Origin of the sequence: Herbaspirillum sp. NPDC101396 (assembly GCF_044767365.1) — a bacterium.
In the GTDB taxonomy this organism is placed as follows: domain Bacteria; phylum Pseudomonadota; class Gammaproteobacteria; order Burkholderiales; family Burkholderiaceae_D; genus Herbaspirillum.
Genome location: NZ_JBIWNT010000002.1, coordinates 376041 through 398090, shown reverse-complemented (window position 1 = coordinate 398090; position 22050 = coordinate 376041). Strand labels below are relative to the sequence as shown.

At 61.0% G+C, this 22050-nt stretch carries 18 protein-coding genes and 1 tRNA gene; 12 read left to right on the top strand and 7 right to left on the bottom strand.

Annotated elements, in window-relative coordinates; genetic code table 11:
* Positions 1 to 86: 86 nt before the first annotated feature.
* Positions 87 to 2402, bottom strand: a complete 2316-nt coding sequence (locus tag ACIROY_RS06790) for a penicillin-binding protein 1A (protein ID WP_402277683.1) — start codon at positions 2400 to 2402, stop codon at positions 87 to 89.
* Between the two features lie 469 nt (positions 2403 to 2871).
* On the opposite strand from ACIROY_RS06790, the gene pilM reads away from it, so the two are divergent.
* The 9 genes from pilM (at position 2872) to ACIROY_RS06745 (ending at position 13030) form a co-directional block, all read left to right on the top strand.
* Complete coding sequence (pilM, locus tag ACIROY_RS06785) at positions 2872 to 3885, top strand: type IV pilus assembly protein PilM (RefSeq protein ID WP_402340749.1); 1014 nt, start codon at positions 2872 to 2874, stop codon at positions 3883 to 3885.
* Positions 3882 to 4451 carry a PilN domain-containing protein gene (locus ACIROY_RS06780; protein WP_402340746.1) on the top strand — a complete coding sequence of 190 codons (570 nt, stop codon included), beginning with the start codon at positions 3882 to 3884 and terminating at the stop codon, positions 4449 to 4451. The genes pilM and ACIROY_RS06780 overlap by 4 nt, the downstream gene beginning before the upstream one ends.
* Entirely contained in the window at positions 4448 to 5053 is a 606-nt protein-coding gene (locus tag ACIROY_RS06775; protein ID WP_402340743.1) for a type 4a pilus biogenesis protein PilO, read from the top strand. The genes ACIROY_RS06780 and ACIROY_RS06775 overlap by 4 nt, the downstream gene beginning before the upstream one ends.
* On the top strand, positions 5050 to 5583 hold the full coding sequence (locus ACIROY_RS06770; RefSeq protein WP_402277133.1) for a pilus assembly protein PilP: 534 nt from the start codon (positions 5050 to 5052) through the stop codon (positions 5581 to 5583). The genes ACIROY_RS06775 and ACIROY_RS06770 overlap by 4 nt, the downstream gene beginning before the upstream one ends.
* Positions 5580 to 7643 carry a type IV pilus secretin PilQ gene (gene pilQ / locus ACIROY_RS06765; protein ID WP_402340741.1) on the top strand — a complete coding sequence of 688 codons (2064 nt, stop codon included), beginning with the start codon at positions 5580 to 5582 and terminating at the stop codon, positions 7641 to 7643. The genes ACIROY_RS06770 and pilQ overlap by 4 nt, the downstream gene beginning before the upstream one ends.
* 160 nt (positions 7644 to 7803) lie before the next feature.
* Positions 7804 to 9498 (top strand): bifunctional shikimate kinase/3-dehydroquinate synthase AroKB, encoded by a 1695-nt coding sequence (gene aroKB, locus ACIROY_RS06760; RefSeq protein ID WP_402340738.1) that lies wholly within the window; start codon positions 7804 to 7806, stop codon positions 9496 to 9498.
* Between the two features lie 75 nt (positions 9499 to 9573).
* Positions 9574 to 10725, top strand: a complete 1152-nt coding sequence (locus ACIROY_RS06755; protein WP_402277139.1) for a deoxyguanosinetriphosphate triphosphohydrolase — start codon at positions 9574 to 9576, stop codon at positions 10723 to 10725.
* A gap of 154 nt (positions 10726 to 10879) precedes the next feature.
* A complete protein-coding gene (locus ACIROY_RS06750) occupies positions 10880 to 12031 on the top strand; it encodes an ABC transporter substrate-binding protein (protein WP_402340735.1) in 1152 nt (383 codons plus the stop codon).
* Positions 12032 to 12295: 264 nt separating this feature from the next.
* Positions 12296 to 13030 (top strand): DUF5610 domain-containing protein, encoded by a 735-nt coding sequence (locus tag ACIROY_RS06745; RefSeq protein ID WP_402340733.1) that lies wholly within the window; start codon positions 12296 to 12298, stop codon positions 13028 to 13030.
* Between the two features lie 109 nt (positions 13031 to 13139).
* On the opposite strand, the gene ACIROY_RS06740 is transcribed toward ACIROY_RS06745, so the two are convergent.
* Entirely contained in the window at positions 13140 to 15491 is a 2352-nt protein-coding gene (locus ACIROY_RS06740) for a Tex family protein (RefSeq protein WP_402340730.1), read from the bottom strand.
* Between the two features lie 215 nt (positions 15492 to 15706).
* Between ACIROY_RS06740 and pth the strand changes: the two genes are divergently transcribed.
* Entirely contained in the window at positions 15707 to 16288 is a 582-nt protein-coding gene (pth, locus tag ACIROY_RS06735) for an aminoacyl-tRNA hydrolase (protein WP_402277144.1), read from the top strand.
* A gap of 45 nt (positions 16289 to 16333) precedes the next feature.
* Here pth and ACIROY_RS06730 read toward each other — a convergent pair whose 3' ends face one another.
* Together ACIROY_RS06730 and ACIROY_RS06725 are read right to left on the bottom strand one after the other, a co-directional pair.
* Entirely contained in the window at positions 16334 to 17071 is a 738-nt protein-coding gene (locus ACIROY_RS06730) for a DsbC family protein (RefSeq protein WP_402277146.1), read from the bottom strand.
* 94 nt (positions 17072 to 17165) lie between these two features.
* Positions 17166 to 18434 (bottom strand): FAD-dependent monooxygenase, encoded by a 1269-nt coding sequence (locus ACIROY_RS06725; protein WP_402340727.1) that lies wholly within the window; start codon positions 18432 to 18434, stop codon positions 17166 to 17168.
* Positions 18435 to 18629: 195 nt separating this feature from the next.
* On the opposite strand from ACIROY_RS06725, the gene ACIROY_RS06720 reads away from it, so the two are divergent.
* Positions 18630 to 18705, top strand: a tRNA-Phe gene (locus ACIROY_RS06720).
* 87 nt (positions 18706 to 18792) lie between these two features.
* On the opposite strand, the gene arr is transcribed toward ACIROY_RS06720, so the two are convergent.
* Positions 18793 to 19239 (bottom strand): NAD(+)--rifampin ADP-ribosyltransferase, encoded by a 447-nt coding sequence (gene arr / locus ACIROY_RS06715; protein ID WP_402277685.1) that lies wholly within the window; start codon positions 19237 to 19239, stop codon positions 18793 to 18795.
* Positions 19240 to 19472: 233 nt separating this feature from the next.
* Here arr and ACIROY_RS06710 point away from each other — a divergent pair, with 233 nt between their 5' ends.
* Positions 19473 to 19625 carry a hypothetical protein gene (locus tag ACIROY_RS06710; protein ID WP_016834768.1) on the top strand — a complete coding sequence of 51 codons (153 nt, stop codon included), beginning with the start codon at positions 19473 to 19475 and terminating at the stop codon, positions 19623 to 19625.
* A 128-nt stretch (positions 19626 to 19753) separates the two neighbouring features.
* Here ACIROY_RS06710 and otnI read toward each other — a convergent pair whose 3' ends face one another.
* Positions 19754 to 20560, bottom strand: coding sequence for a 2-oxo-tetronate isomerase (gene otnI / locus ACIROY_RS06705; protein WP_402277148.1), 807 nt, complete (start codon positions 20558 to 20560; stop codon positions 19754 to 19756).
* Between the two features lie 66 nt (positions 20561 to 20626).
* Positions 20627 to 21952, bottom strand: a complete 1326-nt coding sequence (locus ACIROY_RS06700) for an MFS transporter (RefSeq protein ID WP_402340725.1) — start codon at positions 21950 to 21952, stop codon at positions 20627 to 20629.
* Positions 21953 to 22050: the final 98 nt, after the last annotated feature.

Sequence of the window (22050 nt, the reverse complement as noted above, 5' to 3'; positions counted from 1 at the left end):
ACGATATTGCAGACGTAAAAAAACGGCAGGGGTTCGATCACCCTGCCGTTTTCTTTTGCGCCATCAGATTGCCGATATTGCGGCCGTCAGAACAATTCGTTCTTCATCTGGTTCTTGGCTTTTTCCTCTTCCGGCGACGCCGCCGCGCCATGTTCGCCCAGACCCAGATCGCGCACGCTGGAGCTCGGCGGATATTCGGAATAGTAGTACTCGCCGCCCGACTCGATCAGACCGGTCGGCACCGTACGGTCGACCATCGGCACATCCTTGAGGGCCTTCTGCATGTAGCTGATCCAGATCGGCAACGCCAGGCCGCCGCCGGTTTCGCGGTCGCCCAGGCTCTTCGGCTGGTCGTAGCCCATCCACGCGATACCTACCAGATTCGGTTGATAACCGGCGAACCAGGCGTCCATCGAATCGTTGGTGGTGCCGGTCTTGCCGGCCAGGTCGGTGCGCTTGAGCGAGAGCGCCTTGACCGCAGTGCCGTGACGCACGACGTCGCGCAGCATGCTGTCCATCACGAAGGCGTTGCGCGCATCAATGACGCGGTTGGCTTCGTCGCCGGAACGTGCCGGATGTGCTTCGGACAGCGTGTTGCCGTTGTTGTCGGTGATCTTCGAGATCAGGTAGGGATTGATCTTGTAGCCGCCGTTGGCGAACACCGAATAGGCGCCCACCATCTGCAACGGCGTCACCGCGCCGGCGCCCAGCGCCAGCGTCAGGTAAGGCGGGTTCTTGTCGGCGTCGAAGCCGAAGCGCGTGATGTATTCCTGCGCATACTTGACGCCGACGCGTTCGAGGATGCGGATCGACACCAGGTTGATCGACTTCTGTAGTGCGCGGCGCATCGAGATCGGACCTTCGAACTTGCCGCCGTAATTCTTCGGCTGCCATACCTGGCCGCCGGTCTGGGTGAACGTCAGCGGCGCATCATTGATGATGGTGGCCGGCGACAAACCTTTTTCCAGCGACGATGAATAGATGAACGGCTTGAACGACGAGCCCGGCTGGCGCCATGCCTGGATCACGTGGTTGAACTTGTTGCGGTTGAAGTCGAAGCCGCCCACCAGCGAACGGATCGAACCGTCATTGGGATCGAGCGAAATGAACGCCGATTCGACTTCCGGCATTTGCGTGACGATCCAGTTCTTGCCGTCCTGGAACACGCGAATGATGGCGCCGCGCTTGATCTTCTTCTGCGGCGGCGCTTTTTCGCTGAGCAGGTTGCCGGCGAAGCCGAGGCCGCTGCCGGAAATCTTGATCTCGTCGCCGGTGGCCAGCACGGCAGTGATTTCCTTGGTGGTGGCTTCCAGCACGACGGCGGCGATCAGGTCGTCGCTGTCCGGGTGATCGGCCAGCTCGGATTCAATGGCGTCGTCGGCTTCTTCCTTCGAGGCGGTCGGAATCTCCATGTAGCCTTCCGGACCGCGGTAGCCGTGGCGACGTTCGTAGTCGATGATGCCGCGGCGCAGCGCCAGGTAGGCGGCGTCCTGGTCGGCCTTGGTAATGGTGGTGAAGACGTTCAGGCCACGCGTGTAGGTGTCGTCCTTGAACTGCGCATAGACCAGCTGGCGCGCCATTTCCGAGACGTATTCCGCATGCACGCCGAAGGCCGTGCTGTCGGTCTTGACCTTCAGTTCCTCATCCTTGGCCTGGGTATATTGCGCGTCGGTGATGTAGCCGAGCTGGCGCATGCGCAGCAAGATGTATTGCTGGCGCGCGTGAGCGCGTTTCGGGTTGACTACCGGGTTATAGGCCGACGGCGCCTTTGGCAAACCGGCCAGCATGGCCGATTCAGCGATGGTCAGCTCCTTGAGCTGCTTGCCGAAGTAAATTTGCGCCGCCGAGGAAAATCCGTAAGCGCGCTGCCCCAGATAAATCTGGTTCATGTAGACCTCGAGGATCTGGTCCTTGGTCAGGTTGCGTTCAATTTTCCAGGCCAGCGGAATTTCGTAGAGGAATTTGCGCGACGCTTTTTGCAGGAAGGTCGGCTCGTTGCTGGTCAGGAAGAAATTGCGCGCCACCTGCTGCGTGATGGTGCTGGCGCCGCCGCTGCCGCCCGACAGGTTGGCCACCGAGGCGCGCACGATGCCCTGATAGTCGACGCCGCCGTGCTCGTAGAAGCGGTCATCTTCGATCGCCAGCACGGCCTTCTTCATGATGTCCGGGATGTCCTTGATGTGCACCAGGTTGCGGCGCTCTTCGCCGAACTCGCCGATCAGCACGCCATCTGCGGAGAACACCCGCAGCGGAATCTTGGGACGATAGTCGGTCAGCGTGTCGAGGTCAGGCAGCTTGGGATACGCCAGCGTGACCACAAACCCCAGCACCAGCACCGCCATCAGCACGAGTGCCACCAGCAGGCCGACGCTGCCCAGCAGCACGCGCAGGATCGGATGCAGGCGTTTTTTGACTGTCTTGGCGGCGGCGGGAGTAGCTGCAGGTGCGGAGGCACTCGCAGGGTTCGGTGTTGCGTCAGCGGGTTGCGAAGCTGGCGCTTTGCCGTTGTTTTCTGGGGTGGTCATGCGCGTGAGACTGGTGAGAAAGACAATCCCCGCATTATAACGACTTGCGGGAAGGTGAATTCCGGCAATTCTCCGGAACAAGGCTGAAATACGGCAGCGCGGGTCGCGTGACGGCAACGCGTCGCAGCGCAATCGTTGCTCAGAAACCGTTTGCGCCGGGAAGTTTCGCCACGCCGGTTTGGGATCCGCGATGATGCCGACAGGAAAATTGCTTTACAGACAACAAATGTTGTTGCTAGGATGCCGCATATTGTCTTAATGACAATCATTCTCGATTGTTTGGTCCGGTGATCCGCGACCGCGCCAGGCAAACATCGTCGCTTCCTCTCATGTCCAGAATGCAATTTTGTTGAATCTGTCCAGCTTCTTCCACCGCAGCGCACCGTCAATGGTCGGGCTGGACATCGGCCGATCCGAAGTCAGGATGGTCGAATTCTCCGGAGATCGCGCGCACGTGGCGCAACTGGCATATTGCGCGCGCGAAGCGCTGCCCGACGGCGCCATCGGCGAGGACGGCATCGACAATCTGCGCCAGGTGATGGAGGCCGTGTCCCGTCTGTGGGAGAAAAGCGGATCGCAGACCAGACAAGTCGCCATCGCCATCCCGTCCGCACAGGCGATCACGCACATACTCGCAGTCCCTGCCGGCAGCAGCCGGGAGCAGCAGGCGGCCCTGGCCGGCAAACATGCCGAAGGCGTGCTGCCCTATCCGCTGGCGCAAGCCCTGCTCGATTTTCGCATCATCGGACCAACGCGCGATACGCCGGGACAGCTCGACATGCTGATCGCCGCAGCGCACCGCGACGACGTCGAAGACCGCATCGCCGTGACGGAGTCCCTTGGACTGCAGGCAGTGGTCGCCGACATCGAAAGCCATGCGGCACTGACGGCCGTGGCGAGGACACTGCCTGCAGCACAGACTTCTTCCACCTTCGCTTTGGTGAACCTGGAAACACACGGCGCACTCCTGTCGTTGTGCTGCGACGGCTGCGTTGCCGGCGAACGGCAACTGGCAATCGGCCACCGGCAATTGCAGGGCGACTTGCAGCAATATGATGCCGACCAGAACGATGTCCTGGCGACCTACCTGGCACACGCAGCCAGGCATATTGCGCAGGCGCTGCAAACATTGCGGCAGCAGTCGTCGTGCGCGCCTGCACACATCGTGCTGGCGGGACCGGGGGCGAGCATTCCCGGCTTGGTTGAGGCCGTGCACCGGCACACGGCTGTCAGCACCCTGGTGGCCGCGCCCTTCGCCGGCGTGGCGTTGACGCCCGGCATTGACCGCGGGAAGCTGGCGGTGAACGGCCCTGCCTGCGCCACTGCGTGCGGCCTGGCCTTGCGGCGCTTCGACCGATGAGCGGCATCAATTTCCTGGCACAGCGCAATCCCGCAGCGGGAGCGCATCGCCGCTTTTACCTGTTGCTGGCCGCGACGGTGGCCGCCGGACTTGCCGTCGTACTGTTCCTGTCATGGCATATCGCGGGGCAAGCGACACGGCAGCAGCAACTGCTCGATCTGTTGCGCGCCGAGCACGGCCGACTGGATACCGCCATCGAGGCGGGTAAGTCACAGGACGAAAAGAGTGCCGCGCTTGAAAACCAACGACGCCACCTTGAAGCGCTGCAACAGCAGCGCAACGAGGCAACGCGATTACTGGCAGAACTGGCGCGCCGCATGCCGCCGCAAGTTTTCCTCACCACATTGGTCCAGCAAGGCCGTAGCTTCACCTTGAACGGTTCCGCGCCGTCGCACCGGCATGTGATGCAACTGCTGGAAGCATTGCGCGACGCCGACGGTGCATTCACACACATTGAGCTGCAAGAAGCACGCAGCGCGGTCAACACAAAACCCGCATCGACCGATCCCGGCCGACTCCATGACTTCGTGATCACGGCCGGCCATCGTGTCGTGGCGGCGCGATGAACGCGGCGGAACTCCTGTTGCAATGGCGTGAACTCAACGGCCGCCATCCGTCGACCTGGCCGCGCGCATGGCGCGGCGCCTTGCTGCTGATGCTCTTGCTGGCGGTGCTGCTGTCCGGCTGGCAGCTCTGCCTGCGACCTGCAATCGACGCGCTGGACCTCAGCGAACTCGACTACGCCGCACTGAAATCCAGCTATCGGGAAAAGTACCGCCGGGCCATGACCTTCACCCATTCCGCCCGACGCGCTCAACATCTGGAGCACATTGTCGCGACACTGGAACAGCAACTGCAACCGCAGGCCGGCATCGATCCGGTGCTGGACGCCATTGGCGATGCCGCGCTGCAAAACCGGCTGCAATTCGAATTCGCCAGGCCGGGGCGACCAGAGACAAAAAACGGCTACGTCGAAGCGCCCATCGCCATCCGGCTGAGCGGCAACTACCACGACATCGGCCGTTTTGCCGCCGACATGGCGGCAACGGCGCATCTCGTCATCCTGAGCGACCTGCGTCTAAGCAACGCCGAGCGGCCCGGCCGCGTGACGCTGGAAGCGCTCGCCCTGGCCTATCGCAGTAAAACAGGCGATGAGGAAAAGCCATGACGCGGCAATCGGTCCGACCGTTTTCGCCGGCGATCCTGTTTGCCTTGCTCCTGACGAGTTGTGCCGAACGCGACACGCCGGAGCAACTGCGCGCGCAGCTCGACGCCATTCGCCTTGACACGCCATCGACGCAGCCCGTCATCCAGCCGGCAAATGAGTTCATTCCCCAGGCGTACCCCATCGCAGACGATGGAGATGCCGTTACCCCGTTCGGCCATCCGGCCACCCTGCCGGACGAGATCGATAGCAATGAACGTCCACCCCAGCGCGGCGCCAGACAACCGCTCGAGGGCGTCCCGCTGGAATCGATACGCCTGGTCGGCACACTGTCGCGCGACGGTCGCTCGGATGCCTTGCTGCAGGTCGACAAGATCGTCTATCCCGCGCGTGCGGGCGATTACCTGGGCCAGAATTTCGGCGTCATCCGCAGCATCAAGGACAGACGCATCGAACTGGAAGAACTGGTCCGCAACGGCGGCAACTGGGAAAAGCGCATGACGGCGCTCGAATTGCAAGGAAGCGGAAAATGATCAAAACGCTGTACCGGCTCGCATTGTGGACGGCGTTCTCGCCACTGATTTGCGGTGGCGTGCAGGCACAGCAGCGCAACGCCCTTCTCGCCATCGACGCGGAGCAACTCGACAGCCGTGTCGAAGTACGCCTGACACTGCGCTACCCGCCGACAACCGCGCCCGTGCATTTCTCCACCGTCTCGCCGGCCCGCATCGTGATCGATCTTGCCGACACAGACAACGCCATCGACGCCCAGCAACAAAACCTCGACACCGGGCCGTTGCGCAACCATTCCGTCGCGTCCTCTGCCGGACGCAGCCGCGTGGTGCTCAACCTGCGGCATATGTCGCCCTACTCCGTGCGCACCGAAGCCGGCGCCATCGTCGTCGCCATTTCCGGCAATGAGACGTTGCCGGCGGCCGGCAGGCCCCTGATCGGCGGCATCGACTTCCGCCGCGGCACGCAAGGCGAGGGCCGCGTCATCGTCGATCTGCCGGGACCGGAGACCGCGCTCGACATCCGCCGGCAAGGACGGCAGATCATCGCCGACATCCTCAACGCCGACCTGCCCGCGCGTTTGCCGCGACGCCTTGAGGTCGGCGATTTCGGCACGCCGGTCAACGCCATCGACGCTGGCCGTCGCGGTGCGGCTGTACGGCTGCTGATCGACGCCGAACCGCTGGCGGAATATCACGCCTATCAGAAGGAGGCGCAACTGGTGATCGAAGTGCGCGCCCCGGCCGACGCCGGCAAGGGGCCGGCGCAACGCCATCAGCCTTACCGCGGCGACAAGCTGTCGCTGCAGTTCCAGAACATCGAGGTGCGCGCCATCCTGCAGGTGCTGGCCGATTTCACGGGCATCAACATCATTGCCAGCGATGGCGTCGGCGGCGCGCTGACCTTGCGCCTGAAAGACGTGCCGTGGGATCAGGCGCTGGACATCGTGCTGCAGGCGCGCGGGCTGGACATGCGGCGCAACGGCAACGTCATGTGGGTGGCGCCGCGCGAAGAGCTGCTGACGCGCGAACGGCTTGAACTGGAGCAACGCGCCCAGATCGCCGAACTCGAACCGTTGCGCGCCGAAGTATTCCAGCTCAACTACCAGAAGGCCGAAGCCTTCCGCAAAGTGTTCGGCGAAGACATCGCCGCCGGCATCAACCCGCACGGCGAACGCCGCCCCACACTGCTGTCGCGCCGCGGCAGCGCAGTGGTGGATCAGCGCACCAACCAGTTGTTCGTGACCGATACGCCATCGGTGCTCGACAACATCCGCAAGCTGCTGGAAAAGATCGACGTCGCCGCTCGCCAGGTGCTGATCGAAGCGCGCATCGTCGAAGCCGACGACAGCTTCAGCCGCAATCTCGGCGCGCGCCTCGGATTTTCCGCCCGGGCCAATGGCTTCGCCGCGGGCAGCACCTACAACCAGGTGGGCGAAGCGGCGGGTCTGACCAAGGCTGCCGCCAGTTCATATTCCGCCAACCACGCCGTCAACCTGCCGGCGCAAGGAATCGGCGGCGCAGCTGCAGGCAGTTTCGCGCTGAGCCTGTTCAACGCCGCCGCCAACCGCTTCCTTACGCTAGAACTATCGGCGCTGGAAGCCGACGGCAAAGGCAAGATCGTGTCCAGCCCGCGCGTGGTCACTGCCGACCAGCAACCTGCGTTGATCGAACAGGGCGAGGAAATTCCCTACCAGCAAGCCACCAGCAGCGGCGCCACCTCGACTGCCTTCAAGAAGGCCAACCTCAAGCTCGAAGTGACGCCACAGATCACACCGGACGGCAACGTCATCCTCAACGTCGACATCAACAAGGACAGCCGCGGCACCGCCACGCCGGGCGGGTTGGCAATCAACACCAAACACGTCAAGACGCTGGTGCAGGTGGAAAATGGCGGCACCGTCGTCATCGGCGGGATCTACACGCAGACCGAATCGAACACCGTTTCCAAGGTGCCGCTGCTGGGCGACATCCCGGTGATCGGCAACCTGTTCAAACATAGCGCCCGCATCGACCACAAGACGGAACTGCTGATCTTCCTCACGCCGAAAATCGTCGCCGACCGCAATTTCCTGCGTTAATCATCTCGAAATCCATGTTTTTCCCGATATTTCCCCGACAACGGCGCAACAGACGGTAAAATCGTCTGTTGCAGCTGGTTGCGCACGGCAGGCCGAAAAACCAACAACAGAGGCCTCCAGCGACCAGCTATCCGGACAATCCCGCAGTGAAAAATCGTATATGAGTGGAAGCATTTTTCTTGTCGGCCTGATGGGCGCCGGCAAGACAACGATAGGGCGTGCCCTGGCGAAAAAACTGAACAAGCGCTTCGTCGACTCCGATCACGAGATCGAGTCGCGCACCGGCACAACCATTCCCGTGATTTTTGAAATCGAAGGCGAGGAAAGTTTTCGCAAGCGCGAGGCCGACGTCATCCGCGAACTGAGCGCCCAGCAAGACATCGTCCTGGCCACCGGCGGCGGCGCCATCCTGCGCGCCGAAACCCGCGCCTACCTGAAGCAGCGCGGCACCGTGATTTATCTGCGCGCCGGCATCAACCAGATCCTGCAGCGCACCGGGCGCGACAAGAATCGCCCGTTGCTGCAAACCGCCGATCCGCGCCGCAAGCTCGAAGAGTTGTCGCGCCAGCGCGATCCGTATTACCGCGAAGTAGCCGATTTCGTCATCGAGACCGGCCGCCCCAACGTGCAGTTCCTGGTGCAGGCCATCCTGAGCCAGCTCGAACTGACACCCAAACAGACTGCCGATGCCGCCTTTGCGCCAGCTACCTCCTCCACACCACCAGCCGCCTCCGCCGAACCTGCCATGACCGCTTCCACCTTCGTCCCCGTCGCCCTGCAAGTCGAACTGGGAGAGCGCAGCTACCCGATCACCATCGGCCACGATCTGCTGTCGAACCCCGAATTGCTCACGCGCCACGTCGCCGGCAAGCGCGTCGCCGTCGTCACCAACGACAAGGTCGGTCCGCTGTACCTGCCGCGCGTGCGCAAGCTGCTCGAAGACGCCGGCAAGCAAGTCACCGAAATCGTGCTGCCCGACGGTGAAGAACAAAAGACCTGGGCCAGCCTGATGAAAGTGTTCGATGTCCTGCTCGCCGAAAAATGCGATCGCAAGACCACGCTGGTCGCACTCGGCGGCGGCGTCATCGGCGACCTGACCGGTTTCGCAGCGGCGTCGTACATGCGCGGCGTGCCGTTCGTGCAGATCCCGACCACGCTGCTGTCGCAGGTCGACTCCTCGGTCGGCGGCAAGACCGGCATCAACCATTCGCTCGGCAAGAACATGATCGGCGCGTTCTACCAGCCGCAAGCCGTGATCGCCGATACCGCCACGCTGCACACGCTGCCGTCGCGCGAACTGGCGGCCGGCCTGGCCGAAGTGATCAAGCATGGCGCCATCATCGACGCCCCGTTCTTCGACTGGATCGAAGCCAACATCGGCAAGCTGGTCGCCAAGGACAACGCCGCGCTGGCCTATTCGATCCAGCGTTCCTGCGAAATCAAGGCCGAGGTAGTGCGCCAGGATGAACGCGAAGGCGGCCTGCGCGCCATCCTCAACTTCGGCCACACCTTCGGCCACGCGATCGAGAACGGCCTCGGCTACGGCCAATGGCTGCACGGCGAAGCGGTCGGCTGCGGCATGGTGATGGCGGCCGACCTGTCGCATCGGCTGGGCTACATCGACGCCGTCTCGAAGGATCGCCTGACTGCACTGGTCAAGGCAGCGGGCCTGCCTGTCGTGGCGCCAGACCTCGGGACGGAGCGTTGGCTGGAACTGATGGAAGTCGACAAGAAGAATGAAGGCGGCGCGATCAAGTTCATCCTGATCAAGCCGCTGGGTCAGCCGCTGATCACCAACGTGCCGCAGGATGTCTTGCTGCAGACGCTGGCGGCCTGCGTACAAACCCCGAGCTGAGGACGACGGTTGCAGAAGTCATTGCGTCGCCGTCGATTGAAGATCTGCATTGAAGCACCTGAATGAGTTCCTGACATGACCCAAGACGCGCCGCTCCACCTTGCACCTTATGCCGCCCATGCAGCAACATCGACCGGGCGCCGCTTCTCCGAACCTGCTCCCGGATCGCGTACCGAATACCAGCGCGATCGCGACCGCATCATCCACTCCACCGCGTTCCGCCGCCTCGAATACAAGACTCAGGTCTTCGTCAATCATGAGGGCGACCTGTTCCGCACGCGCTTGACCCACAGCATCGAAGTCGCCCAGATTGCGCGCTCCTGCGCACGCAATCTGCGCCTCAACGAAGACCTGGTGGAAGCCATCTCGCTGGCCCATGACCTCGGCCACACGCCGTTCGGCCACGCCGGCCAGGATGAGCTGAACACCTGCATGAAGGACTTCGGCGGCTTCGAGCACAACCTGCAAAGCCTGCGCGTGGTCGACGACCTCGAACAGCACTATGGTGCCTTCGATGGCCTCAACCTGATGTTCGAGACGCGTGAAGGCATCCTCAAGCACTGCTCGCTGGCCAACGCGCGCCAGCTCGGCGCTATCGGCCAGCGCTTCATCGACAAGAAGCAGCCTAGCCTGGAAGCACAGCTGGCCAATCTGGCCGACGAGATCGCCTACAACAACCACGACATCGACGACGGCCTGCGTTCCGGCCTGCTGACGATTGCGCAGCTGGGTGAAGTGGATTTCTTCGCACGCCATCAGCGCGAAGCGGAACTGGCCTATCCCGGCATCACCGGTCGCCGCGCCATCAACGAAACCGTGCGCCGCATGATTAATACCTTGATCGTCGACCTCATCCGCACCTCGCAGGAAAACATCGCCGCCGCAGCGCCCCTCAGCATCGAGGACGTACGCAACGCCGCGCCCCTGATCGCCTTCTCCGAACCGATGCAGCAGGAAGCCGCCGTGCTCAAGCGCTTCCTGCGCCAGAACCTGTATCGCCACTACCAGGTCAATCGCATGACCGCCAAGGCGCGCCGCATCATCGCCGAATTGTTCCAGGCCTTCCTGGCGCAACCAACGCTCTTGCCGCCCGACTACGTGGTTGCCGAACAGGACGACGAAGGCCAGCGCCGCCAGGCGCGCCAGGTATCCGACTACATTGCCGGCATGACCGACCGTTACGCCATGCGCGAACACCGGCGTTTGTTCATGGTGGAAGAACTGTAGAAAAAGATTCTGACGAGGTTCGTACATCGTCAAGATTCAGCCGGTTTGTGGGTCCGATTCGCATAAAAGCATTGCCTCCTCGTGCATCGTTGCTACTCTGAGTAGCACGACAAAACCATCTCTACGGCCAACAACTGGTGGAGGTGTCGAGACCATGCGAATACCATTCCTTCCCGTGCGGCGCATCGCTGCGCTGACCCTGTTTTTTTTGTGTTGCCATGCCCATGGACAATTCAATCCCGCCGAACCTGCCGGCAACAACGACATTGTTGTCGGCCAGTCTGCGGATCTGAGCGGCCCCTATGCCAAGATCACACGCCAGTTCATCACCGGAGCAAACGTCTACTTCGCCCAGCTCAACAGTCGCGGCGGCATAGCGGGTCGCCGGGTCAGGTTGATGACGTTGGATGACCAGAACGATCCCACCCTGGCGCTCAAGAACACGCAGGAGCTGCTCGACGAGCACAAGGCCATCGCGCTGTTCGGCTATATCGGCGCACAAACCACCGCCGCCGTATTGCCGCTGATCAACGAACGCAAGGTGCCGTATTTCGCCCCTGTGACGGGCTCCTGGATTGTGTACGCCGCGTTCAACCGGCATGTCTTCACGATACGCGCGAGCTATGCCAACGAATACGACTATCTGTTTTCGCGCTTCACGCAGATGGGACTGAAACGGCTGGCGATCTTCAATGACGCTACGGGACTGCCGCACAACGTCATGATGAAAGCCAAGATCAGCAATGCAAACGCACAGCTGGTCGCGTCGGAAAGCATCATGGGACAAAACGTCGACAAGATCGCCGACAAACTATTGGAAAGCCGACCCGACGTGGTGCTAATCATGAGCATTTCACAAAACGTCAACAGCGCCTTGATACGCAACCTGCGCGCCAAGGGCTATCTCGGTTATTTTTATTGCGCTTCGCTGGTGTGCAGCCCGCTGCTGACCAGCGACCTGGAAGAAGCCGCAAGCGGCCTGATCATTTCGCAAGTCGTGCCGCATCCGTGGAAAGCGCGCACGCCCATCGTGCATGAATACCAAAAGGCGATGCGCGTCGCCAGGATCGGACAATTCAGCTATCTCGGACTCGAAGGTTATATCGCCGCAAAAGTGCTGGCCGAAGGCCTTAGTCGCGCAAGCCACCGGCTGACGCACGAGAAATTGATTGTCGCGCTGGAAACAGTCAACGACAAAACCTACGACCACGCCGGCTATCAAATCAATTTTTCACCGTCCAGTCATCAGGGCTCCACCTATGTCGACGTGACGACAGTGGACAAGAGCGGTGTCATCCAACCTTAGATAATTTCGCCGCAAGCGATTTGAGAGACAGGATCATCGCTCTCATGAACTGAGATGCACGATAGCTGCAAAAGGACGTTTCCAAAAAACAATAATTACCTCAATTTCAGTGAAAACGATACGTATTGTCTCGATTCTGGTCATAAATTCTTACAAACGAAGTTGGCATTGTGACCTTCAGATTTCGGTCAGCATGCCGTAAGTTGAGGATGGACTGCCATTTCCCCTCCTTCTTGCGTGCGGTCCTTGTACAGGAGACCTGCCATGTCTATCAGCACCAACACGATCAATACCAACACGCCGGCCACCAGCCTGCCCGCGACCACCGATGCCTCCACCACTGACGACGCCACCAAGACGGACGGCGCGACCGGTGCGAAAGATGTCAAACTGACCCCGGCCATCGCCAAGCAACAGCTCAACGCAGCCATTCTGCAATCGTCACTGGAAGTGTCGCTGTCCTCGCAGAACGACCCGCTGTCGCTGGTCTACAAGTCGGCGATCGAAAACCTCAACGACATACTGAAGCCGGAACTCGGCGACAACGCCATCCAGAACGCCGCTTCGCAAGACAACAGCCCGGAAGCCACCGCCGGCCGCATCCTGTCGTTCATCAAGAGCGCGTTCGGCTTGTTCAGCCAAAACAGCAAGACCGGCGACAGCACGGACGGTGCCGACAGCGCCGACGGCGCCGCTGACACCAGCAAGCGGGACGCCAACATCGACAAGTTCATGAGCCTGATCCAGAAGGGCGTCGACCAGGGCTTCGATGAAGCGCGCGGCATCCTGTCCAGCCTCAAGGTCCTCAACGGCGACATCGCCAGCAACATCGACAAGACCTATGAAATCCTGAAGAAGGGCATCGCCGATTTCGTCGCTGCGCTGAAGAACCCGACGACCGATGATGGTTCCACGCCGACGGACGGCAGCTCGACCACCACCAGCGTCTCGGTGTCGGTCTCGATCACGGCCAGCCGCACCACCGTCACCAACTACTGATTCCGCAACCGGCATCGGAGCAACGCCCCTGCAGCCACGCTGCAGGCGTAAAAAAAGACGCGGCAAGCCGCGTCTTTTTTTGTCCATCGATTTATTCAACCGCTCCGCATCAGCCCTTGAGCTTGGCGAACGCCGCCGCCATGGCGTTGTTCGCCGGCGCCGGCTGACGCGACTGCTGGCCCTGGTGCTGCGACAGGCGACGTGCATCGTTACGGTCGCCGCGTTGCTCCGGCTTGCTGCCGGCAACCGGTGCGCTGTCGGACAGGCGCATGGTCAGTGCAATGCGCTTGCGCTTCTCGTCGACTTCCAGCACCTTGACCTTGACCACCTGACCGGCCTTGACGACGGTGTGCGGATCCTTGACGAAGGTGTTGGACAGGGCCGAGATATGCACCAGGCCGTCCTGATGCACGCCGATGTCGACGAAGGCGCCGAAGGCGGCGACGTTGGTCACCACGCCTTCGAGGATCATGTCGGGGCGCAGGTCCTTGATTTCTTCAACGCCATCCTTGAAGGTTGCGGTGGTGAATTCAGGACGCGGATCGCGGCCGGGCTTTTCCAGCTCCTTCAGGATGTCGGTGACGGTCGGCACACCGAATTTTTCGTCGGCGTATTTGGCCGGGCTCAGCGATTTCAGCAAGGCGCTTTCACCCAACACGCCCTTCACGTCCTTCTTGATGTCGGCCAGGATTTTTTCCACCAGCGGATACGATTCCGGGTGGACCGCCGACGCGTCGAGCGGGTTGTCGCCGTTCATCACGCGCAGGAATCCGGCCGCCTGTTCGAAGGTCTTGTCGCCCAGGCGCGGCACTTCACGCAAACCGGCGCGCGAGGTGAACATGCCCTTCATGTCGCGATACGACACGATGCTTTGCGCGACGCTGGCGTTGAGGCCGGACACGCGCGCCAGCAACGGCGCGGAAGCGGTGTTGACGTCAACGCCGACGGCATTCACGCAATCCTCGACGACGGCGTCAAGCGAACGCGCCAGTTGCGACTGGCCGACGTCATGCTGGTATTGGCCAACGCCGATCGACTTCGGATCGATCTTGACCAACTCGGCCAGCGGATCTTGCAGACGACGTGCAATCGACACCGCGCCGCGGATCGACACGTCCAGATCAGGCAATTCCTTCGAGGCGAATTCAGAGGCCGAATACACCGATGCGCCGGCTTCCGACACGACGATCTTGGTCAGCTTCAGTTCCGGACGCATCTTGATCAAGTCTTGCGCCAGCTTGTCGGTTTCGCGCGAAGCGGTGCCGTTGCCGATGGAAATCAGCGAGACGTTATGCTTTTCAGCCAGCTTGGCCAACGTGTGCAGCGAACCTTCCCAGTCATTGCGCGGCTGATGCGGGAAGATGGCGGTCGTGTCGACCACCTTGCCGGTGGCGTCAACCACCGCCACCTTGACGCCGGTGCGCAGTCCCGGATCCAGGCCCATGGTGGCGCGCGGACCGGCCGGCGCGGCCAGCAGCAAATCCTTCAGGTTGCGGGCAAAGACGTTGATCGCTTCGGCTTCGCTGCGCTCGCGCAGGCCCGTCATCAGTTCGGTTTCGAGGTGCATGAAGACCTTCACGCGCCATGCCCAGCGCACGGTGTCGGCCAGCCACTTGTCGGCGGGACGACCCTTGCTGCTGACGCCGAAGCGCGCGGCGATACGGTTTTCGCACGGGTTGTGCGGCGCGTCCCACTTCGGTTTTTCTTCTTCGGTGTCGAGGCGCAGAACCACCGTCAACATCTCTTCGCGGCGACCGCGGAACAAGGCCAGCGCGCGGTGCGATGGAATCGTGCCGATGGTTTCGGAGTAGTCGAAATAGTCGGCGAATTTTTCACCGGCGTCCTGCTTGCCTTCGATCACCTTCGATTCAACGATGCCGTGTTCGGTGATGTATTCGCGCAGCGCCTGCAACAGCTGCGCATCTTCAGCGAAACGTTCCATCAGGATCTGACGCGCGCCGTCCAATGCCGCCTTGGCATCGGCCACGCCGGGATTGTCGCCGCTGTCGGTGGTGAAGGCGGGCTTGAGGTATTTCGCCGCTTCCTCTTCCGGATTGAGCATCGGGTCGTTAAGCAGCGCGTCGGCCAGTTCGGTGAGGCCGGCTTCGGCGGCGATCTGGGCCTTGGTGCGGCGCTTGAGCTTATAGGGCAGGTACAGATCTTCCAGACGGGTCTTGTCTTCGGCGTGGACGATGGCGTCCAGCAGGACCGGCGTCATCTTGCCCTGCTCTTCGATGGACGAGATGATCGCGGCGCGGCGGTCTTCCAGCTCGCGCAAGTAACGCAGGCGCTCTTCCAGCAGGCGCAGCTGGGTATCGTCCAGGCCTCCGGTGGCTTCCTTGCGGTAGCGCGCGATGAAAGGCACGGTCGCGCCTTCGTCGAGTAAGGCGATCGCGGCGGCAACCTGCACCGGCTTGGCGACGAGTTCGAGAGCTAAACGTTGTTCGATGGAAGGCAACATGACAATGAAATCCGGGAATTGAAAAACAAGCGTTGGATGATACGCAATTCAGGGGGACGCGCCAATCTTGACAGCCCCCAAATGCACGAAATAAATGGATTTGCAGCAATAAACACGGCAATCCGGGATGGAAACGGAACAGAAACTGAGCGGAATTGGACGGGTCGATTCGTTATCCGCGATAATCGGCGCTTTCCTGTTAACTTCTTATCAGCATGCCCATACGCCTTATCGTCGGCCTCGGCAATCCCGGCCCGGAATACGAGCAGACCCGGCACAACGCCGGCTTCTGGCTGGTCGACAATCTCGCCGGCAGCATTCGTCTCGCACGCGAGACGCGCTTCAATGCGCTGGCTGCCAAGACCTCCGTCGCCGGTCAGGAAGTCTGGCTGCTGGAACCGCAGACCTTCATGAACCGCTCCGGTCAGTCGGTCGGCGCACTCGCGCGCTTCTACAAGATCGCCCCCGATGAAGTGCTGGTGGTGCACGATGAACTGGACCTGCCGCCCGGTAGCGCCAAGATCAAGAAAGGCGGCTCTTCCGGCGGTCACAACGGCCTCAAGGACATCACCGCCGCGCTCGGCACGCAAGACTACTGGCGCCTGCGCATCGGCATCGGCCATCCGCGCACGATGGGCCTGCAGCAACCGGTGGCCGACTTCGTGCTGCATCGTCCGCGCAAGGAAGAACAGGCGCTCATCAACGACGCCATCGAGAAGAGTCTCGATGCGATTCCGTTGTTGTGCGAGGGGAAGTTTGAAGCAGGAATGATGCAGTTGCATACGGCCGCCAAGTAAATTTCAACCTGACGGCCGCAGCAAAAATGCTGACGGCGGATGGGCTTACTTCAGCGTAGCGAACTTCTGTTCCAGACCCTTGGTATCGATGGCGCCGGGAATACGCGAGCCGTCCGCAAAAATGATGGTCGGCGTGCCGGTGATCTTCATCTTCTGGCCCAGCGCCAGCACCTGGTCATGCGGCGCGTTGCAGGTTGCCGGCGCAGCCGAGGCTTCCTTGCCGTTCAGCATCCAGTCGCTCCAGGCCTTGCCCGGGTTGGACGAGCACCAGATATTGCGCGACTTCTCGATCGAATCCTGCGCCAGGATGTTGTACTGGAAGGTGTACACGGTCACGTTGTCGACGTCCAGCAAGGTCTTCTGGAAACGCTTGCAGTAGCCGCAGTTCGGATCTTCGAACACGGCGATGGTGCGCTTGCCGTTGCCCTTGACGGTCTTGATCGCCAGGTCCAGCGGCAAGTCGGAGAACTTGACCTTGTTGATGGCCTGGATCTTTTCCTTGGTGAAATCGCGGTAAGTCTGCGAATCGACCACGCGGCCGATGAACAGGTACTGCGCCTTGGCGTCGGTGTAGATCACGTCGCCGTCGACCTGCACTTCATACAATCCCGCATACGGCGTCTTGCTCACCGACTCGACCTTGGCGCCTTCGCCCAGGCGCGGTTCGATCGCCTTCTTGATGGCGGCTTCAGTAGCGTCGGCCGCGCAGGCCGAGCCGCCCACGCATGCCAGCAGCAGGCCGGCTGCAGCCAGGAAGGCGGGGAGTGCAAAAATCTTTTTCATGTTCTGTTCCAATAGTAAGGCGATGTTCGGAATCGTTTTGAGACCTCGTCGGATGGAGCCCGACGCAAAGTCGTCAAACTATAAAGTAAATCGGTCAAATCCGTTTGCCGAGGGCATGCGCCATCAGACGCCGCTTTAAGACCGGCAGGTTGTTCACCAAGTTCAACCCGATATTGCGCACCATGCGCAGCGGCTCGAGGCCGGTGCCGAACAGGCGCGCCAGGCCGTCGGTGGCCAGCTGCATCAGCAGGACTTCTTCCTTGCGCGCACGCGCATAGCGGCTCAGCACGCGGGCATCGCCGCAATCGCGTTGCTGCTCGCGCTCATTGATGACCTTCAGCAAGGCGACCACGTCGGCGAAACCGAGATTCATGCCGTGACCGGCCAGCGGATGGATCACGTGCGCAGCGTCGCCGATCAGCGCCACGCGCGGCGCCGTCATGGCGTGCGGCTTGACCAGCGTCAGCGGAAAATCGCGCACCACTTCCGGCTCCAGCGGCGTCAAGGCACCGAGCACATGCGAAGCGTATTTACCCAGATGCTGCGCCAGTTGCGCAGCCGGTTGGCGCATCAGCGTCTCGGCCAGCGCATCCGGCGCCGACCATACCAGCGACACGCGCTGCCCCGGCAGCGGCAACAGCGCGACAATGCCCTCGGTCGCGGTGAACCATTGATAAGCCACACCCTGATGCGCTTTTTCGCAGGAGAAATTGGTGACGATGGCGCGCTGTCCATAGGCGCGGTAGTCCAGTCCGATATCGCACTGGCCGCGCACCCACGATTGCCCGCCGTCGGCGCCGACCAGCAAGGATGCCTCGAGCGTGTCGCCGCTTTCCAGCTGCAGAGTGACGCTGTGCAGGTCGCTGCGCATGGACACGGCGCGGCCGTTGACGACGCGCACGTTGGGAGAAAATTTCAGCGCCGCATCGAGCGCGGCATTCAGGTTGCGGTCCTCGACGATCCACGCCAGCGCATCGACGTGCGCCGAATAGGCGTCGAACACCAGATGGCCCGGATGGTTTTCATCGTCGCCGGTGACGTTCATGCCGTCGACCGCTGCCACGCGCTCGGCGTCGAGCGCATCCCAGACCTTGATTGACGACAGCAAGTCGCGCGCGATCTGGTTGACGGCGTAGACGCGCACATCCCAGCTGGCTTGCTCCGTAGCCGATGCCACAGAAGGTCCGGCAGATGCGGAAGCCGGCGCCAGCAAGCTTACGCGCAGTCCGGCTTGCGCCAATGCCAGCGCAGCGGTCTTGCCGATGGCGCCGTTGCCGACGATGCAGATATCGGATGGAGAAGACGCACCCGCAATTTTGCGTGCGGCGGCGTTGGAAGAAGGATGGGATGAGATGCCGTTCATGGGAAAGCATTATAAACGCCTTCCCCGCAGGCCCTTCTTTGATCTCCATCACAGGAAGGACTCATCGGAAGCGAAAAGGAAACACCGGAAATAATTACTGCAAAGCGCACTCCACAGAGGGCCGGCGAACTTTTTGATAAAAAAGTGGAAGCACCCTTTGCATTCTAAAATTATCTTGCTATAATTCGGCCTCTTGGCCTGGTAGCTCAGTCGGTAGAGCAGAGGATTGAAAATCCTTGTGTCGGTGGTTCGATTCCGCCCCGGGCCACCAAGAATATGAAAGGCTTAGCTTCGGCTAGGCCTTTTTTACGTTCTGCGGTCCTGAAATTCTTTCTGAATAGTTCAGACCCGCGTCGGACTAGTCCTCGTCGTTCAGCGAGTTGACGCCCTGCTCCCTAAGCTTCGTCAATCCATCCTTCATCGCCTGCACTTGCTCCGCAGGATGTCCCTGCCACAGCGTGATTTCGCCGACAACCTTGAACGGCTGCATGGAACGAAACGATTGCGTCGGATTGCCGGGGAATTTTCTGTCGGTCAGATCCGGATCGTCTTCAATCTCTCCCATCGGTTCCACCAGGTAAATTCTTTCGCGTCCTTCCCCGATCGCGAGCTCGGCGCCCCAGATGGCGGCGTCCAGTGTCGCCGTCAGGAAAATGTATTTCGCATTTTTTCTTTGTCCGAAGTTGGAGTTGAAACCCGCTTCGATGAAATCCCCCAATTTCAGGTCCGCTTTAGTGCCGTGAAAATAGGTCTGAGCGAATGGCTTTTGAAGGATCGGTTTGTTCTCAGGTCTGTCTTTTTGCATGGTCATTTACTTGTGCACTGGTGCCGATGAGTGAGATGAAATCTTATCCTGCAATTTTTGAAAGCGGAACCCGGCACACCGAGCGATACCAAAACGTCCCCCGCCAGCGTACTTTCCCGTTACCGGGTAAAATCAGCAACAGTCAGCAGATTGCCGTCAAAAATTGATTTTTATCAACTAAAAGCCGGACGGCTCCGCGACTTCGAGCAACCTTCATCACGTAGCAGCACAACATGAACATCCCCGAGCAAGGCGAATTGGTATGTCTGGCTTGTGGCCAGAAACACGGCTACAAGATTCCGCTCCCTGCAATCTGGCATTACGCGACCTGCATCAAATGCCACGATAAAAGCAGCGTCACCAAGCAAATCCATCCGAACGATTAACTGGCGAGAGCAGTCAGCAGAAATTCGGCAAGAATAAAAATTAAGCGGGACGTTCCGTCAGGAGCGCCCCGCTTTTTTGTTCTTCACCTCCATCCGTGAAGAACAGTCCTTTCACCCCGCCGATACGATCAGCGCGGCTTCAGTTCCGTCAGTCCCTGCGCCGCCAGCGCCTTGAGCCAGCCGAGGCCGTCCGAGGTCGCCGCAGCCGGGACATACTCGCAACCGATCCAGCCCTTGTAGCCCAGCGAGTCAATCAGCTTGAGCAGGTAGGGATAGTTCAGCTCGCCAACATCCGGCTCATGACGCTCCGGCACGCCGGCGACCTGGATGTGGCCGACGCCGGCCATGTCGCGCTTCAGCTTCACGGCGACGTCGCCTTCGACGATCTGGCAGTGGTAGCAATCGAACTGCACCTTGAGGTTCTCGGCGCCGATCTCGGCGCAGATGGCTTGCGCGTCGTCCTGGCGATTGAGGAAGAAGCCGGGGATGTTGCGCGTGTTGATCGGCTCGATCACCACGGTCACGCCCGCCAGGTCGGCGTGATGGGCCGCGTACGACAGGTTGTCCAGGTAGACCGCGCGATGCTTGGCGCGATCCTGGTCGGGACGGATCAGTCCGGCCATCACGTGCAGCGTCTTGTTGCCGATGACTTCGGTGTATTTCAGCGCGGTCTCGATGCTGCGCTTGAATTCGTCTTCGCGGCCCGGTAACGAAGCGATGCCGCGCTCACCGGCGGACCAGTCGCCCGGCGGCGCGTTGAACAGCGCCTGCGTCAGACCGTTGGCGTCGAGGCGCGAACGGATTTCTTCCGGCTGGAAATCATAGGGAAACAAGAACTCGACGCCGCTGAAGCCATCTTTGGCGGCAGCGGCGAAGCGATCGAGGAAAGCATGTTCGTTGTACATCATGCTCAGGTTGGCGGCGAAACGCAGCATCGTGATCTCCTTGGAATAGTGGCGCGCACTTGTTACAGTGCGCGCCGGATAAGTCTAGTGTGAAACTTACTTGTTCACCAGCTTCGGCGAAGTCTTCAACACCGCGGCGGAACCGATCACCAGCATGATCGCCAGCATGTACATGCCGGTCGCGCCGCTGTGGGTCAGGTCCTTCAGGTAACCGATCAGGTAGGGGCTGACAAAGCCGGCCAGATTGCCGACCGAGTTGATGGCGGCAATGCCGACAGCGGCTGCAGCGCCCGACAGGAACGAAGTCGGCAGCGACCAGAACAGCGGTGCGCAAGTCAGCACGCCTGCAGCAGCCAGGGACAGTGCGGCGATTGAGACCGCAGTGTTGTCGGCGAACAGCGCCGCGCCGACGAAGCCGACTGCGCCCATCAGGGCCGGCACGATCAGATGCCAGCGGCGTTCGCGGCGCGCGTCGGCGCTGCGGCCGATCAGGTTCATCGCGATGATGGCGCAGCCGAACGGAATCGCGCTGAGCAGACCGATGTGCAGGTTGCCGGTGACGCCGGTGGCTTTCACCAGAGTCGGCATCCACAGCGTCAGGCCGTACTGGCCCATGACGAAGCAAAAGTAGATCAGGCACATCAGCCAGACGCGCTTGTCGCTGACGATATCGGCGAAGGAATGCACGCTTTCCTTGCCCTTCTGGTCGGCGGCGATTTCATCTTCCAGCAGCTTCTTTTCACCGTCAGTCAGCCATTTCGCCTTGGCGATGCCGTTGTCCAGGTAGGCCAGCGTGGCCAGGCCGATCAGCACGGCGGGAATCGCTTCGATAACGAACATCCATTGCCAGCCGTGCATGCCCGTGGTGCCGTGGAAGGCGTCCATGATCCAGCCCGACAGCGGGTTGCCGAGGATGCCGGCGACCGGGATGCCGGACATGAAGACGGCGATCACCTTGGCGCGGCGATGCGACGGATACCAGTAGGTCAGGTACAGGATGATGCCGGGATAGAAACCGGCCTCGGCCAGACCGAGCAGGAAGCGCAGCACGTAGAACTGCAGCGGTGTTTCAACATACATGAAGGCGGCCGACAGGATTCCCCAGGTGATCATGATGCGGGCGATCCAGACGCGCGCGCCCACCTTGTGCATGAGGATGTTGCTCGGCACTTCGAACAGAAAGTAACCAAGGAAGAACACGCCGGCGCCGAGGCCGAACACGGTTTCGCTGAAACCCAGGTCGACCGACATCTGCAGCTTGGCAAAGCCGACGTTGACGCGATCGAGATAGGCGATCACGTAACATAGCATGAGGAAAGGCATGATGCGCCAGAATACCTTGGCATAGACGCGGTTCTGTTCTTGTTCGTTGGCGCTGGTGTTGACACCCGGTGCGGCGCCGATGTTGGTTGATGCAGTCATGCTACGACAATCTCCTGTTGATTATGTTGATATACGGCCGCTCCCACGGCCGTTGGTTTATAGCGCCCGCTTGAAAGACATGTGCAGGCAATTTAAAA

Excerpts from the sequence above, each read along its gene's own strand:
- ACIROY_RS06780 (WP_402340746.1), top strand. The coding sequence starts at position 3,882 with ATGAGCGGCATCAATTTCCTGGCACAGCGCAATCCCGCAGCGGGAGCG.
- ACIROY_RS06775 (WP_402340743.1), top strand. The coding sequence starts at position 4,448 with ATGAACGCGGCGGAACTCCTGTTGCAATGGCGTGAACTCAACGGCCGC.
- ACIROY_RS06770 (WP_402277133.1), top strand. The coding sequence starts at position 5,050 with ATGACGCGGCAATCGGTCCGACCGTTTTCGCCGGCGATCCTGTTTGCC.
- pilQ (WP_402340741.1), top strand. The coding sequence starts at position 5,580 with ATGATCAAAACGCTGTACCGGCTCGCATTGTGGACGGCGTTCTCGCCA.
- aroKB (WP_402340738.1), top strand. The coding sequence starts at position 7,804 with ATGAGTGGAAGCATTTTTCTTGTCGGCCTGATGGGCGCCGGCAAGACA.
- ACIROY_RS06755 (WP_402277139.1), top strand. The coding sequence starts at position 9,574 with ATGACCCAAGACGCGCCGCTCCACCTTGCACCTTATGCCGCCCATGCA.
- ACIROY_RS06750 (WP_402340735.1), top strand. The coding sequence starts at position 10,880 with ATGCGAATACCATTCCTTCCCGTGCGGCGCATCGCTGCGCTGACCCTG.
- ACIROY_RS06745 (WP_402340733.1), top strand. The coding sequence starts at position 12,296 with ATGTCTATCAGCACCAACACGATCAATACCAACACGCCGGCCACCAGC.
- ACIROY_RS06740 (WP_402340730.1), bottom strand. The coding sequence starts at position 15,491 with ATGTTGCCTTCCATCGAACAACGTTTAGCTCTCGAACTCGTCGCCAAG.
- pth (WP_402277144.1), top strand. The coding sequence starts at position 15,707 with ATGCCCATACGCCTTATCGTCGGCCTCGGCAATCCCGGCCCGGAATAC.
- ACIROY_RS06730 (WP_402277146.1), bottom strand. The coding sequence starts at position 17,071 with ATGAAAAAGATTTTTGCACTCCCCGCCTTCCTGGCTGCAGCCGGCCTG.
- ACIROY_RS06725 (WP_402340727.1), bottom strand. The coding sequence starts at position 18,434 with ATGAACGGCATCTCATCCCATCCTTCTTCCAACGCCGCCGCACGCAAA.
- arr (WP_402277685.1), bottom strand. The coding sequence starts at position 19,239 with ATGCAAAAAGACAGACCTGAGAACAAACCGATCCTTCAAAAGCCATTC.
- ACIROY_RS06710 (WP_016834768.1), top strand. The coding sequence starts at position 19,473 with ATGAACATCCCCGAGCAAGGCGAATTGGTATGTCTGGCTTGTGGCCAG.
- otnI (WP_402277148.1), bottom strand. The coding sequence starts at position 20,560 with ATGCTGCGTTTCGCCGCCAACCTGAGCATGATGTACAACGAACATGCT.
- ACIROY_RS06700 (WP_402340725.1), bottom strand. The coding sequence starts at position 21,952 with ATGACTGCATCAACCAACATCGGCGCCGCACCGGGTGTCAACACCAGC.